Below are 14598 nucleotides of genomic sequence, written 5' to 3'. Positions count from 1 at the left end.
CCTTCGTGCGCTTACGAGAGCGCCAGCAGGGGGCAAAGCTTAGTTTCACCGAGCAAAGGTGGTCAAGAGATCCGGTCCGTTCTTTCAAATGAGTCGGCTCGTCCGATCCTGACGCAACGCGCCGGCCCCCCTCCCTCGGTCGCCACAGAGGCGCACCGTGGGGGTGAGGGCCAACGTACTCGGCGCACGCGAGTGTATCCAATTTGAGGGAAAGAGGGCGATTGGCTCCGCCGAAACGGTCGGCACCGACGGTTTCCGGGGCCTCCGGGCCCTGGGCGGAGCGCCGGGCCGCCTCAGCGAGGGATCCTGCGGCAGCTCGGCTCATTGCCCTTGCTTTCGAGCCCGGCATGTTGAACGGCCTCGGCGTGAGCTCCGCAGCGACGCGACCCCCCCTCCCCGCAGGCGATCCGCTGGGCACGCACCGCGTGCTCGATCCACCGGGGGCGATGCCGCAGCCGGCAGAGCGGCTGGACGCCGACGCCTCGCGCCACTTCGAGACCGAGATCGTCGTCGATGTGCAGACGCTGAACATCGATGCCGCGAGCTTCCGCCAGATGGAGGAGGCGTCCGGCGGCAGCCCGGACGGCGTGGCGCGGCTCGTCCTCGAGACGGTGGCGCGCCGGGGCAAGCAGCACAACCCGGTCACCGGCTCGGGCGGCATGCTGCTCGGCGTCGCGCGCCGGGTCGGCTCGCTCGCCGAGCACCGCGGCGTCGCCGTCGGCGATCGCATCGCGACGCTCGCGTCGCTGTCGCTCACGCCGCTCTCGCTCCGCCGGATCATCGCCATGCGGCCCGCGTCCGCGCAGATCGACGTCGAGGGCACCGCGATCCTCTTCGGGTCGGCGCCGCTCGCCCGGATGCCGACCGACATGCCCGAGCGGCTCGCCCTCGCGCTGCTCGACGTCGCCGGCGCGGCGCCTCAGGTGGCGCGCCTCGCCGGCCCGCGCGACAGCGTGGTGGTGCTCGGCGCAGGCGGGAAATCGGGCCTCCTGTGCGCGGCCGAGGCGCGGCGCTGCGTCGGTCGCGCCGGGCGCGTCATCGGGATCGAGGCGTCGCCGGAGCTCGCCGCCGACCTGCGCTCGCTCGCGATCTGCGACCACGTCGCGGTCCTCGACGCGCGCGACCCCCTCGCCGTGCGCGACGCCGTGCTGCCGTTCACCGGCGACGCGGGCGCCGACCTCACGCTCTCGTGCGTGAACGTCCCGGGCGTGGAGCTCAGCGCGATCGTCGCCACGCGCGATCGCGGCAAGACGTACTTCTTCGCGATGAGCACGAGCTTCACCGCCGCCGCCCTGGGGGCCGAGGGGATCGGCAAGGACGTGGATCTCTACATCGGCAACGGCTACGCCCACGGACACGCCGAGCACACGCTCGCGCTCGTGCGCGAGCACCCCGCGCTGGAGCGGCTGATGACCTCACGCTACGGCTGAGCGCGCCGCTCGACGCAACGCGCGCAGCGCGCATGCGCCCGGACGCCGCGGGCGCTCCACGGGCGCACCGGGCTCAGCCGGGCCGCTCCTGAGGGGCCGGCTCGGCAGGCGCCAGCGCCGCGGGCGACGGCTGCGCTGCGCCCAGCTTGTCGACGGCGGCGGGGAGGATCACGGCGAAGGTGCTCCCCTTCCCCTCGTACGACCGGACCTCGATGCGGCCGCCGGCGCTCTGCGCGATGCGCTGGCTGATGGACAGGCCGAGCCCGGTCCCCTTGTCCTTCGTCGTGAAGAACGGCAGGAAGATGTTCGCGAGCACCTTCTGGGAGATCCCGGGGCCGTTGTCGGTGACGTTGAGCTCGACGAACGGCTCGTCCGAGCCCGAGCCGGGCCGCGTGCCGCGGCCGAAGCGGACGCGCGTCGAGATCACCACCTTGCCCCGGCCCTTCATGGCCTGGACGGCGTTGCGGAACAGGTTCATCAGCACCTGCCGCAGCTGCTCTGGATCGATGGCGACGCGGGGGAGACCGGGATCCAGCGTGACCTCGACCTCGAGCTGGTCGTTCCTGCGCTCGATCGAGAGCACCTGCAGGGTGCGGCGCACGATCGCGTTCACGTCGGTCGGGACGACCGAGCCCTGCGCCGGCCGCGCGAGATCGAGCACCGAGCCCACGACGCGATCGAGCCGGTCGACCTCCTCGAGGATGATCCCGAGGAACTCGCGCGACGCCGCGTCGATCTGCGCCTCCGGCACGGGATCGGCGAGCAGCTGCGCCGCCCCCTTGATCGCGCCGAGCGGGTTCCTGATCTCGTGCGCGAGCCCGGCCGCCATCTGGCCGAGGAGCGCGAGCCGGTCCCGCTCCTTCATCTGCGCGTAGAGCCGCGAGTTCTCCAGGACGACGCCGATCTGCGCGGCGAGCGTCTCGAGCAGGGTCAGCTCCTCGGGCGAGAACGCGTCGCGCACGCGCGTGTCCGCCACGACCAGGAGCCCGATGGGCTCGCCCTGCTCGTCGCGCGCGCACAGGACCACGCCCGAGCAGAGGCTGCCGAGCACCTCGGCCGCCGCGAGCACCGCGTCCTCGGGGACCTGGGGCCGCACCTCCGTCCGCCGCGCGAAGTTGCCGTCGTCGTCCGCGTCGCTCTGGCTGCGGCGCGCCCGCCGCTCGCGGGCCTCGCGCTCCAGCTCCTCCATCGCGAGCGGCCCCCGGTCGAGGCGATCGAGCAGCGCCCTCGCGGTCGCCACCTCGATCCGCTCGGGGACCCGCGGCCCGAGCGAGGTGAGCCGGTCGAAGCCCGTCCCGTCCTGATCGCGCAGGTAGAGCGCCGCCGCCGTGACCCGGCGCGACTGCTCGAGCGCGCTCATCACGATCGAGCCCATCTCGTCCACCTCGAGCGTGTGCACGAGGCGCCGCCGGGCCTCCGCGAGCGAGCGATCGAGATCGAACCGCTCCCGCAGGAAGAGGCGCTGGAGCTGCTCCTCGACGCGCTCCCGCAGCGGGTCGAACAGCACCAGGATGACGATCGCGGCGAGCACCGCGTTCAGGTACATCGTGTTGAAGCCGCCGATGAACGTGAGCAGGAGATAGAAGATCAGCGCGATCAGGAACGCGACCGCCGTGGCGACGAGCAGGCGCGCGAGCATCTCGTAGGCGTCGAGCAGGCGCTCGTGACGCAGCGCCTGGGCGAGGACGAACAGGAACACGATCGAGAGCGCCGCGCCGACGGGCGGCGGCTCCGCGCCGAGGAACCAGGCGAAGTCGGCGACGCTGGCGAGCCCGGCGAGCGCGCCGATCACCACGAGGAACCGCACGCGCCGCTGCGTCGCGCGCGAGGAGCTCTGCTTGCCGCGCTGGCCGAGCGTGTACAGCCCCGCGGTGAGCAGCGCGAAGACGTAGAGGAAAATGCAGCCGCGCGTGAGCCAGTCGAGCCACGAGCCCGGCTCCCGGCTCACCAGCACGAGGATGAACAGCGGGATGACGAGCACCCCCGCGAACCGGAGCAGCCGCGAGCGCCGATCCGCGTCATGGGGGATCATCGCCTCGAAGAGCTGCAGCGCGAACTGCGGGAGCAGCACGGCGAGGATCGCCGTGAAGCGCTCCCAGATCGAGGCCTGGAAGAAGCCGAAGAGCGACTGCGAGAGGTACCAGAGCCCGACGTCGGCGGCGAACGCGGCGAAGAAGAGGTGGACGCGGCGGACGCGGCCCCGCAGCAGCGTCGACGCCGCGATGGCGAGGGCGAGGGCCCCGCAGACAAGGGTCGTCCGTGTGCGGAGATCGATCCCGAGCGGCGCCACGCGCGAAGGCTACCGCGGCGAGCCGCGCGGCGACCGCAAAACGCGCCGGAGAGCGGCGCGCGGCGACCGCAAGACGCGCGCCGAGGCGCGGGCGCGCTCAGGCCGCCCGGGCGCGCGGCTCAGCGCGTCCCGTCGCTCTCGGAGGGAGCGCTGTCGCGTCTGTCCGCGCTGCTGGGGTTCCACGGGAGCGGGTCCGGGTTGCAGCGCCCCTGCGACCGGACCTCGATCGACGTGGGCGCGCCGTCGTCGCTCGACGGCGGCGCGACGTCGCGCGGCGGGAGCGACGCAGGCGTGACGAAATCGGTGACGGGTACGACGACATCACCCTCCGTGCCATCGCTCGATCCGGACGCCTCTTCGGAGATCATCGGGTCGAGATCGCCCCACGCTTCCACGCTCTGCTCCTCGTGGTCTGCGGACGTGATCGCGCAGCCCGCCAGCAGCAGAGGCGCCGCGAAGCCCCCCGACAGCCAACTCGTCCAGCAACCTCGCATCACTTCAATCCTCCGAAGTCCCGCCAAAGCCATACTGCTTCACAAGCTGGGAAAGCCGTGGGCGCTTCATGCCCAGGAGCACGGCGGCGCGCGTGATGTTCCCACGACTTTCGTCGAGCGCCCTAGCAATGCACTCGCGCTCGATCTCGCGCTTCATGTCGCTGAGGCTGACCCCTCCGCGGACCTGAGCGTACGCGAGCTCCAGCGGCGTGCGATCCGCAGGCGTCGACGGGGAATGTGACACCGACGTCGCCTGCTCTGGCGCCGACGAGCGCGGCGCGCTGGTCGGCTCTCTGGACGACTCTTTCGATGAGTCTCTCGACGACTCTCTCGACGAGTCGAAAGCAGGGTGCATGCCAGCCCTCGGTGTCATCGGAGCGCTCGCCAGCTCCGCGGGTTCGAGCTCCCGCAGCCCTTCGACGTTCGTCGTGAAATCCTCGAGATCGATCACCTGGCCGTCCGCGAAGATCGCCGCGGCGCGCAGGGCGTTCTCGAGCTCGCGCACGTTCCCCGGCCAGGAGTGCCGCGAGAGCGCCTCGACGGCCCGGCTGGAGAGGCGCTTCGGCGCCACGCCACGCTCGCCGCCGATCCTCTCCAGGATCGCCGCCGCGATCGCGGGCAGATCCCGCGGCCGATGGCGCAGCGCGGGGACCTCCAGGACGACCTGCCGGAGCCGGTAATAGAGATCTTCCCGGAACTCGCCCCGGGCGACCATCGCACGCAGGTCGCGGTGGGTCGCGCAGAGGATCCGCACGTTGGCGCGCAGCGGCGTGACACCCCCGACCCGCTCGAAGGTCTTGTCCTGCAGGACGCGGAGCAGCGCGACCTGCGTGCGCGGCGAGATGTCCCCGATCTCGTCGAGGAAGAGCGTTCCCCCCTCGGCGAGCTCGAAGCGCCCGCGACGGCGCGACGCCGCGCCGGTGAACGACCCCTTCTCGTGGCCGAACAGCTCCGACAGCAGCAGCGTCTCGACGAGGGCGGCGCAGTTGACCTTGATCAGCGGGCCCGCGCGCCGCGCGCTCACCTCGTGGATCGCCTCGGCGACGAGCTCCTTCCCGGTGCCGCTCTCGCCATGGATCAACACGGTCGCGTCGCTCGCCCCGACCTTCTCGATCTGGTGGATGAGGCTGAGCAGCGCGGGCGTCGTGCCGACCATCCGCTTGATCGCGGGGACCACGCTCGCCGGCCTCGGCGCGCGGGCCGCTCCCCTGGCGCACCCGGCGCACGCGCTGGAGCCGCAGAGCTCGCAGCCCCTCGGCTCCGCCTCGGCGGCGCTGCGCGCGCACGCCTCCAGCCGGGCGAGCTCGGCGAAGCTCCGGCGCGACAGGAACTTGCGGGCGATCTCGGGCGGGAGCGACCCGGCGATGCGATCGCGGAGGACGACCGCCGCCTCGAGGTGCGAGCGCGCCGCCGTGGGCTCGTCCTCGAGGGCGCGCGACACACGGTCCCCGGCGGACGAGGCGTGGTGAAGCAGCACGTGCGCCTCCAGGGCGCACTCGTGGCTGTGGGCCCGGCGCGACAGCGCGAGCGCCTCCGCGGCGATCTGCCCGAACGGCGCGCCGGCGGCGCGGGAGCACATCGCCTCGAGGAGCGCGACCTCGGCGCGGTGCCGGTCGGAGGTCGCCTCGGCGCGCGCCCGCTGGATCATCTGACCGGCCTGCAGGAGGTCGCCGTCGTGCAGCGCGATGCGCGCGGCGGTCGCGTAGCACTCGCCGAGCTTCGAGCCGGCGCCGCAGGCGAAGGCGGCCGTGAGCTCGGACCAGGCGTCCACCGTGCGCCGGCACTCGAAGTGGATCTGCGCCGCGACGTAGGCGACGTGCGTGACGCGAACGCCAGGGATGACATGGCCGCAGGCCTTCCGCGCGAACGCGAGCGCCTGCTCGGCCTCCTCGATCATCCCGAGCTGCAGCCGGATCTCCGCGAGGTTCGTGATGAGGTTCACGAGCGCGACCTTGTCGCCGATCCTCCGGAAGATCTCGATCGCGCGCTCGAAGAGGCGCAAGGCCTCCGGGTACTCGTGCTTCAGGTGGGCGATGACCGCGAGGTTCGTGAGCGCATAGCCGGTCGCCGCGCGCTCGCCCCGCCGCTCGCCTTCCTCGAGCACGCCGGCGAGCATCGTGCGCGCCTCGTCGAGCCGGCCGCTGGAGAGCAGCGAGATGGCGCGGTTCAGCCGGGCGCGCAGCTCGCTCACGTGCTCGCCCGCGCACGCCGCCTCCCACGCGTCGGCCGCGAAGTGCAGCTCCGCGTCGGCCCAGGCCTGCTGCGCGAGGAGCAGCTTGCCGAGGATGTTGCGCGCCTGGAGGCGCGTCGCGATCTCCCCCGCGCCGGCGAGCCCTTCCTCCGCGCGCGCCTTGGCCGCCGCGAGGTCGCCCGTCTTGCAGCAGAGCTCCGCCATCTCCACGGCGCCGCGCGCCCGCTCGTCGGGCGTGGCGGCGAGCGACAGCGCCCGCGAGAGCACCATCGCGGCGGTCGTCAGGTCGCCGCGCGCGCTCGTCGCGCGGCCCCGGACGAGCAGCGCGGCGAACGTCTCCCGCTCGCGCTGGGCCGCGGACGAGAAGTCGATGGCGAACTCGATGTCGCCGAGCCGGAGCGCGAGCTGCGCCGCGCGGAGCAGCCGCTCGCCCGACGCGGCGCTCTCGCCGGAGAGCGTCCGCGTCGTCCGGGCCCAGCGCTGCCAGAAGTCGGCGCGCGCCGACGGCTCGCCGACCGAGGAGATCGCGAGCATCGCCGCGGCCTCGGCCCGCTCGTCCTGGCCCAGCGAGGCGAGGAGCTCGCTCGCGCGCGAGAGGCTCCACGGATCGGACGATTGCTCCTCGAGCGCCTCCGCGATCGCGAGCACATCCTCGGGATCGACGTCGGCCGGATCGACGACCGCGCGCGGCGCGGCGACCCACCCTCGATCGTCGACCTCGATCAGGCCGAGGGCGGCGAGCTCCTGGGCGACCCCCTGGCACGCCGCGTCCCCCGGCCCGGGCGGCGCGCGCCGCGCCGCGAGCTGGCGGAGCTGCGCGGACGGCCAGGGCCGCTGGCTCAGCGCGAGCCGATCCAGCAGGCGCGCGGCCTCGCGGCTCGGCGGCTGCCGCGCGGCGCGCTGCTCGGGCGGCGCGGCCAGCACCGCGGAGCACCAGCCCTCCAGCGCGTCGAGCCGCTCGATCTTCGCGACGACCCGACGCTCCGCGTCCGCCGCGAACGCCTCCCAGAAGCGGTGCAGATCGTCCGGCGACGCGACGCCGTCGATCGTGAGCGCGCTCGTCCAGGGCCGCATCGCGGCGTCGCTGCACACGATGACCAGCGCGGAGCACGACCCCTCCGCGATGAGGCGCGTGACCTCGTCCAGCACGAGGCTCCCCCAGCTGGTGGCCTCTCGCTCGGCGACCAGCAGGATCGCGCCTTGCGCGGCGGCGCTGATGCCCTGCGCGGCCGCGGCCGGATCGGCAGAGGTGACAGCGCAGCGAAGCGCGAGATCGCGCCAGGGATCCCGATCCGCGGCGTGCGCGGCCGAGATCAGCGAGCGTCCCACACCTCGAGCGCGGCGCGCGAGGTGGGAACAAACCGCGTCCAGGACCGGCCGCTGTCCATGGACGTGGAGCACCCCACGCGACGCGGCATCACGGACGCGCTCATCGAGCGCCCGGAACCCCCCGGAGTCGCTCGTGATGACGGAAGGAACGCAGGCTGCGGCAACGGATCCCAAGGCAACAAAAGCGTACCTCTCCGCCGGACCTCGCATCAACGGATCCCGCCGTTATCTATAATGAGGCCATTACCTCACCATAAGAAAATTACACTCTTATTGCTGTATTCCGTCCAGGACCCGCTGGATGGCGTCGAACGCATCCGCAGGTGCTTCGCCCAGGACGCGGGCCAGCGGGAGCTGCGTCGCCGCGGCGGCCACGTAGAACGGCACGAGGTGCGGCGCGAGCCGGCGGAGCGTTTCGAGGTGCCGCGCGACGCCGGCCGCGTCCCCGCGGCGCACCGGCCCCGTCAGGGCTTCGGGCACGCCGAGGACCTCGACGTTGTCCGCGACCGTGCGGAGCAGCGGGCCGAGCATCTCGGCGGCCGTCCTTCGGTCGATGCCCGCGCGCTCGAGCAGGTCGACGCCGGCGGCGGCGAGCGCGGCAGCGCCGTTGGCGACCAGGCCCGCCGCCGCGTGGTAGGCGACGCGGTCGAGACCGGAGAACGTGCGCGGCGTCATGCCGAGGCACACCCCGAGCGAGCGCGCCGCGCGCACGGCGCCGGGATCGCCGTCGATGTGGAGCTGACCACGCTCGAGGAACGGCGCGAACGAGGGCGATGCGAACGAGATCATCGGGTGCATCTGCGCGACCCAGACGCGGTCGCCTCGCACCGCCGCGAGCGCCTCCGGGCCGAGCGCGCCGGCGCAATGCACGACCGCGACGTCCTTGTGGCCGACGAGCCGGCGATCGCGCAGCGCCTCGGCGCAGGGCGCGATGTCCCGATCGCGCACGGCGAGGATCACGAAGTTGGCTTCGATGCGCTCCGACGGCAGGCCATCCCGCGCGGGCCGGAGGGTCACCCGCAGCCCCGCGTCGCGGATCACGCGCGCGAGCCCGCGGCCCACCTTGCCGCCTCCATAGATGAACACCTCGAGGATGGTGTTGTCCTCCGGGTGCACCGGCGACGGGCGCGTGCTGTCCATCTCGGTCATGAGCCGCTCCCGTATAGCCGGTGCGCGAGCACGTACTCCAGCACGGCGCGCGGCACGCGCTGGTGGACGGCCTCGAGATCGCCGGCCGCGAGCGCCCGGCGGATGTCGCTGCTCGAGATCCGAGGGAGCTCCACGTCCGCGGGGCGCAGGTGAGGACGGGCATCGGCCGGCCCCGCATCGAGGCGCTCCGCGGCGGGCGCGACGACGCCGGAGCGGCCGAGGACGATCGGCGGGGCGAGCTGCTCGATGCGGTCGAAGCGGTGCCACCTCGGTAGATCGGGGAGCACGTCGGCGCCCACGAGCAGGCGCATCGCCCAGTCCGGGTGCGCCGCGGCGAGGTGCTCCAGCGTGCGCAGCGTGAGGCTCTCGCCGCCGAGATCGCGCTCGACGGGCGACACCGACACGCGCGGGAGCCACCCGAGCGCGAGGTGGCACATGGCCAGGCGGTGCTCGAACGGCACGAGCTCCTTCGAGAAGGGGTGGCGGTAGACAGGGACGACGAGCACCTCGTCGATCGGCGCGATGGAGAGCGCGTAGGTGGCCGCGAGGACGTGCGCGACGTGGGGCGGGTTGAAGCTGCCCCCGAAGATGGCGACGCGGCGCGCCTCGGGCGCGGGCGCGGCCTGGGCGCGGGCGGGCACCTCAACCGTGCGAGCCACCTTGAACCCTCAGCCTGGGGCCGGCCGCGGGCGGGCCCACGATCTCGCGCGCCGTCACCGCGCCGCTCGCGTTCATCACCTCGATCCGCACGCCGCCCTGCCCATCGTCGAGGAGCGCCGTGCCGCCGTCGGAGCCGATCGGCCCGGGAGAGAAGAACGTCCGAGACCCGACCCTCTTGATGAGCGGCTCCGTGCTCTTGCCGAAGACGAGGAGCGACGCCGCCACGATGTCCTCCTCGTCGAGCGCCGCCTTGTCGAACACGAACAGCGCGACGCGCCCGTCCAGGATCTCGATGGTGCGCCTGCCCGACGGCAGGCTCATCAGCACCCGGAGTCGCAGCCGAGCGCGCTCGGACGCCACGAAGGCGTCGATCTGGTCCGGGGTCGCGGCCGCGCACCGCGCAGCCCGATCGAACAGCCCGCCCTCGGTGGGGTCCGCGCCGACCAGGCGCTGCGCCCAGCCCACGACGACCCGGTCGAGCGCGTCATCCTCGGCGACGTAGATGACCCGCTCGGCGTGGCCTTCGTCGAGCAGGTGCTGCGCGCCGCGAGCGAGCGCGGGCAGATCACCCTGAGCAGGGCCGAGGACGCCGAGGCGCATCGGACACAGCATAGATCACCGCGCGAAGGTGAGGACACCTTCTCCGCTCCGCCCGCTCTGCGCGCTCCCGCGCCTCCGCTGCCTCCCAGGCTTCCCGCGCCTCCCGCGCCCTGCGCGATTGCGCGCCTCGCGCTTCGGGCGCCTGCCGCCGGCGATCGTCTGTCTTTCCCTGCTCCGGCCTCTCTCCGTCTCTCTCCTCCTGCTCGCTCTCTCCTCGTGCTTGCCCCCGCGCCCTCCTCTGCCGGCGCGGCGCGCGTCTGCTAGCGTCCGCCCATGTTTCGGCGAGGTCGCGCGCTCCAGCATCCGGTCACCATCACCCTCGACGGGGCGGCCGTCCCGGCGGAGCTGGGCGAGCCCCTGGCCGTGGCGCTGATCGCCTCGGGGCGCGTGACGCTCGCGCGGAGCCCGAAGCTGCACCGCCCCAGGGCGCCGACCTGCCTGCGTGGAGGCTGCGACGGCTGCCTCGCGCGGGTCGACGGCGTGCCCAACGTGATGACCTGCCTGCGGCCGGCGGCCGGTGGAGAGCGCATCGAGGTGCAGAACGTCGTGGGCTCGCGGCAGGCCGACCTGCTCCAGGTGACCGACTGGTTCTTCCCGCAGGGGATCGATCACCACCACCTGATGGCCGGCGTCCCCGGCCTGTCCGGGGTCATGCAGTCGATCGCGCGCAAGCTGGCGGGGCTCGGGCAGCTGCCGAGCGCGGCGCTCTCACCCGAGCGCGCCGCGCGGCTCGACGTGGACGCGGCCGTGATCGGCGCCGGGCCCGCCGGCGTGGCGGCTGCGTCGAGGCTCTCGGCGCGCGGCCTCCGTGTGGCGCTGGTCGACGACGGCCTCGCCCCCGGCGGGTCGCTCGCCGGCGCGCCGCGCCGCGCCGCGGAGCTCCTCGCGCGATACCCGCTCGACGGCGTCCGCGAGCTCCGCCGTCACGTGGCCGCCGGCGTTTACCTCGGCGAGCTCCTGGTCGCCGGCGACGCGGGCGCGACCGTGATCAGGGCGCCCGCCACGGTCTTCGCCACCGGGGCGCACGACGGCGTCGCGGCGTTCCCGAACAACGATCTGCCAGGGGTCTTCTCGGCGCGCGCGTTCTGCCGGCTCCTCGCGTGCGGCGTCGAGCCGACCGGCCCCGTCGCGCTCGCGGGCGAGGGCCCCTGGGCCGACGAGCTCGCGAGCGCCCTCGGCGACCGCGTCGCGGTCCGGATCCCGCTCGCCGCGCTCGCCGCGGTGAACGGGATCTCGAAGGTGAAGAGCGTGACGGTGCGCGACGCGCCGTTCGCCCCCGACAGCCCGACGAGCGACGTCCGGGTCGTGGCCGTCGCGGTGGACGCGCCGGCAGCGCCCGCGTTCGAGGTCGCCGCGCAGGCGGGCGCGCGCGTCGAGATCGACCCGCGCGCGGGGTACGCGGTGCAGGTCGACGCGCGCGGCAGGGCCGGCGACGGCCTGTGGGCGATCGGCGAGTGCACAGGCGCCTCGCTCGATCTCGCCGGCATCGAGCGGGCGGCGACGATCCTCGCCGACGACGTGCTCGCGGCGCAGTCGCTGACACCCGCGTGAGCCTGCGGGCGTCAGCGACCGCGCCGCGGCTCAGCCCTCGATGATCAGGTCGAAGAGGCCGATCCCGCCCGCGAGGAACACGACGTCGAACACGCCCATGAGCGCCACGTAGTCGGTGAGCTCGCCGATCGCCGCGCCGCCGAAGAGCTCCCGCGTGCCCGCGACCGCGGCGAGCAGGGTGGGCGCGAGCAGCGGGAAGAGCACGCTCGCGAGCACGAGGTCGCGGGCGCGGGTGCGCACGGTCATGGCCCCGAAGAGGGTGCCGCTCGCGGCGATGCCCGGCGTCGCCGCGAGGCAGAAGAGCGCGAGCCCCGCGCCCGTCTTCGCGAGATCCACCGCGAAGAGGAGCGCCGCGACCGGGATGATGATCACCTCGACCGCGATGATGAACGCGCAGAGCCCGAGCGCCTTGCCGGCGAAGAGCGCGCTCCTCGCGATGGGCAGCACGAGCAGGCCCGAGAGCGCGCCGTCCTCGCGCTCCCGCTGCCACGTGCGGCTCAGCGCGAGCACCGACGCGAACGCCACGCTCACCCAGATGACCCCCGGCGCGACCCGCTCGGCCGCGTCCTGGCCCGCGTAGAACGCGAGCGACGCGATCACGGCGACGAGCACCGCGAAGAACCCGCTCGTGGTGACGATCTCGCCCGTGGCGAGCTCGATCGCGAGGTCCTTCCGCGCGACGAGCGCCGCCTGGCGCGCCCACCCGGGCCGGCGCCGGGGGAGCGACGCGCGGACCGCGGGCGCCGTGCTCTCCGACATCACGGCGCGGAGGTGAGGCTCAGGTACGTCTGGTCCTTGAGCCCACGCTCGTAGTCGGCGAGGAGGCGCATCCCCTCCGTCGGCTTGAGGAGGTCCTGCTTGATCGCGCCGTCCACCTGGGCCTTCACCTTCCCCACGAGATCACGGTTGTCGTACTGGGTCAGCGCCAGCACCTCGTGGATCTTGTTCCCGGCGATCGTCTCCTCGATGTAGTACCCGCTCTCCTCGTCCTCATCGAGGAAGACGTGCACCTCGTTGACCCGGCCGAAGAGGTTGTGGATGTCGCCCATGATGTCCTGGTACGCGCCGGTCAGGAAGATGCCGACGTAGTACGGCTGGTCGCCCGAGATCGGGTGCAGCGGGAGCGTGTCCTTCACGTCGTTGAGATCGATGAACTTGCTCACCTTGCCGTCGGAGTCGCAGGTGATGTCGACGAGCGTGCTGTCCGACGAGGGGCGCTCGTTCAGCCGGTGGATCGGCACGATCGGGAAGAGCGCGCCGAGCGCCCAGTGATCGAGCAGCGACTGGAACACCGAGAAGTTGCAGATGTACTGGTCGGCGAGCTGCTTGCGGAGCTCGCCGAGATCGTCCGGCACCTCCTCCGGCTCGAGCGACGACGCGATCTTCTGCATGCTCTCGGCGATCTCCCAGAAGAGGATCTCGACCCTGGCCTTCACGTCGAGGTTGAGGAGGCCGAGCTCGAACATCTTCTGCGCCTCCTCCTTGATCTGGAGGAGGTCATGCCACGACTCACCGAGGTTCGGCCCGGAGATGGTGTCCTTGATGTAGAGGAGGTTCTGGATGAGCTTGTGCTCCTCGGTCTGGATGTCGATCGGCGACATCGGCGTCTTCTCGATCGAGCCGAACGCCTGGACGACCAGCACCGAGTGGTGCGCGACGATCGCTCGCCCGGACTCGGAGACGATGTTGGGGTGAGGCACCCGCTCCTCGTCGCAGATGTCGGCGATGTTGTGCACGATGTCGCGCGCGTACTCCTCGACCGAGTAGTTCATCGAGGAGTGGAAGGTCGAGCGCGAGCCGTCGTAGTCGATGGCGAGCCCGCCGCCGACGTCGATGTACTCGACGCGCTGCCCCATCTTGCGGAGCTTCGCGTAGTAGCGCGCCGCCTCGCGCACGGCGCGCTTGATGATCAGGATGTCCGGCACCTGCGAGCCGATATGGAAGTGGAGGAGCTTGAACGAGGAGCTCATGCCCGCCTCGTCCATGATCCTGATCGCCGCGAGGATCTCGGCGGTGGAGAGCCCGAACTTCGCGTTCTCTCCGCCCGAGGTCTTCCACTTGCCCGCCCCCTCGGTGAGCAGCCGCACCCGGAGCCCGATCATCGGCTCGACGTTCATCTCCTTGGCGACGCGGGTGATCATCCGCACCTCGGAGAGCTTCTCCGCGATGAGGATCACCTTCTTGCCGAGCTTGCGCCCGATCAGCGCCGTCCGGATGAAGTTCTCGTCCTTGTAGCCGTTGCAGACGATCAGCGACTCGGGGTCCGTATGGACCGACAGGCCGGCGAACACCTCGGGCTTGGAGCCGACCTCGACGCCGTAGTGATAGGTCTTTCCCGCGTCGAGGATCTCCTCCACGACCTCCCGGAGCTGGTTCACCTTGATCGGGAACACGCCGCGGTAGGTCCCGCGGAACTTGCTCTCGGCAATCGCCCTGTTGAAGGCCTCGTTGAGCGCCCGCACCCGGTGATGGAGAAGATCCTGAAAGCGGATCAGCAGCGGCGTGCGGAGCCCTTGCTCGAGCGCCGCGTCGACGACGTCGCGGATCGCGATCTTGCTGCCGCGCTCCTGGAGCGGAGCGACGGTGAGGTTGCCGTCCGGGCTCACATCGAAGTAGCCGCGACCCCAGCGGTCGATCATGTAGAGCGACTTGGCGTCTTCGGTCGTCCAGACGTCGGTCTCGGTCTCGTGCGCGCTGCTCACAGTCGTTCTCCTTGGCGGGGGCCGCGGCCGGCGGCGCCCACACCTTCTCTGGGAGGGCCCCCAGGAGGGGGCTTCTGGCTCATCAGGGGGACGTCAGATCGTCGGTCCGACGCAGGACGGCTGGACGCCGCGCGCTGGCGACGCGGCTCATTACGATAGGAACGCGTGACCTTCAAGGGCAGGCAGCCCGGTCACGACCGGC

General features: G+C 72.4%; 10 protein-coding genes. 2 read left to right on the top strand and 8 right to left on the bottom strand.

The annotated features are described in order from the left end of the window. Nucleotides 1-347: 347 nt before the first annotated feature. The gene (locus WMF19_RS14530; protein ID WP_437899664.1) at nucleotides 348-1430 is read left to right on the top strand and encodes an L-erythro-3,5-diaminohexanoate dehydrogenase; all 1083 of its coding nucleotides are present in this window, start codon (nucleotides 348-350) and stop codon (nucleotides 1428-1430) included. 73 nt (nucleotides 1431-1503) lie between these two features. Here WMF19_RS14530 and WMF19_RS14525 read toward each other — a convergent pair whose 3' ends face one another. The 6 genes from WMF19_RS14525 to WMF19_RS14500 all read right to left on the bottom strand — a co-directional run bounded on the left by WMF19_RS14525 (nucleotide 1504) and on the right by WMF19_RS14500 (nucleotide 10143). After that, a complete protein-coding gene (locus WMF19_RS14525) occupies nucleotides 1504-3720 on the bottom strand; it encodes an ATP-binding protein (RefSeq protein ID WP_437329177.1) in 2217 nt (738 codons plus the stop codon). 119 nt (nucleotides 3721-3839) lie between these two features. After that, nucleotides 3840-4214 (bottom strand): hypothetical protein, encoded by a 375-nt coding sequence (locus tag WMF19_RS14520; protein WP_437899663.1) that lies wholly within the window; start codon nucleotides 4212-4214, stop codon nucleotides 3840-3842. A gap of 4 nt (nucleotides 4215-4218) precedes the next feature. Beyond that, nucleotides 4219-7734, bottom strand: a complete 3516-nt coding sequence (locus WMF19_RS14515) for a sigma 54-interacting transcriptional regulator (RefSeq protein WP_437899662.1) — start codon at nucleotides 7732-7734, stop codon at nucleotides 4219-4221. Nucleotides 7735-8004: 270 nt separating this feature from the next. Next, entirely contained in the window at nucleotides 8005-8883 is an 879-nt protein-coding gene (locus WMF19_RS14510) for a DUF2520 domain-containing protein (RefSeq protein ID WP_437899661.1), read from the bottom strand. After that, a complete protein-coding gene (gene nadD / locus WMF19_RS14505; RefSeq protein ID WP_437899659.1) occupies nucleotides 8880-9542 on the bottom strand; it encodes a nicotinate (nicotinamide) nucleotide adenylyltransferase in 663 nt (220 codons plus the stop codon). Before nadD ends, WMF19_RS14510 begins: the two co-directional genes overlap by 4 nt. Next, a complete protein-coding gene (locus WMF19_RS14500; RefSeq protein ID WP_437899658.1) occupies nucleotides 9526-10143 on the bottom strand; it encodes a hypothetical protein in 618 nt (205 codons plus the stop codon). Before WMF19_RS14500 ends, nadD begins: the two co-directional genes overlap by 17 nt. A gap of 273 nt (nucleotides 10144-10416) precedes the next feature. Between WMF19_RS14500 and WMF19_RS14495 the strand changes: the two genes are divergently transcribed. Beyond that, the gene (locus WMF19_RS14495; RefSeq protein WP_437899657.1) at nucleotides 10417-11694 is read left to right on the top strand and encodes a (2Fe-2S)-binding protein; all 1278 of its coding nucleotides are present in this window, start codon (nucleotides 10417-10419) and stop codon (nucleotides 11692-11694) included. 30 nt (nucleotides 11695-11724) lie between these two features. On the opposite strand, the gene WMF19_RS14490 is transcribed toward WMF19_RS14495, so the two are convergent. Together WMF19_RS14490 and speA are read right to left on the bottom strand one after the other, a co-directional pair. After that, nucleotides 11725-12453 carry a heme exporter protein CcmB gene (locus WMF19_RS14490; RefSeq protein ID WP_437901630.1) on the bottom strand — a complete coding sequence of 243 codons (729 nt, stop codon included), beginning with the start codon at nucleotides 12451-12453 and terminating at the stop codon, nucleotides 11725-11727. After that, entirely contained in the window at nucleotides 12453-14396 is a 1944-nt protein-coding gene (speA, locus tag WMF19_RS14485; RefSeq protein WP_437899656.1) for a biosynthetic arginine decarboxylase, read from the bottom strand. Before speA ends, WMF19_RS14490 begins: the two co-directional genes overlap by 1 nt. Nucleotides 14397-14598 lie beyond the last annotated feature (202 nt).

This window comes from Sorangium sp. So ce124, assembly GCF_051525235.1.
GTDB lineage: Bacteria > Myxococcota_A > Polyangia > Polyangiales > Polyangiaceae > Sorangium > Sorangium atrum.
Note: the sequence above shows the minus strand (reverse complement) of the source record. Positions and strands in the feature narration are given on the sequence as shown.

Excerpts from the sequence above, each read along its gene's own strand:
- WMF19_RS14530 (WP_437899664.1), top strand. The coding sequence starts at position 348 with ATGTTGAACGGCCTCGGCGTGAGCTCCGCAGCGACGCGACCCCCCCTC.
- WMF19_RS14520 (WP_437899663.1), bottom strand. The coding sequence starts at position 4,214 with ATGCGAGGTTGCTGGACGAGTTGGCTGTCGGGGGGCTTCGCGGCGCCT.
- WMF19_RS14510 (WP_437899661.1), bottom strand. The coding sequence starts at position 8,883 with ATGACCGAGATGGACAGCACGCGCCCGTCGCCGGTGCACCCGGAGGAC.
- WMF19_RS14500 (WP_437899658.1), bottom strand. The coding sequence starts at position 10,143 with ATGCGCCTCGGCGTCCTCGGCCCTGCTCAGGGTGATCTGCCCGCGCTC.
- WMF19_RS14495 (WP_437899657.1), top strand. The coding sequence starts at position 10,417 with ATGTTTCGGCGAGGTCGCGCGCTCCAGCATCCGGTCACCATCACCCTC.
- WMF19_RS14490 (WP_437901630.1), bottom strand. The coding sequence starts at position 12,453 with ATGTCGGAGAGCACGGCGCCCGCGGTCCGCGCGTCGCTCCCCCGGCGC.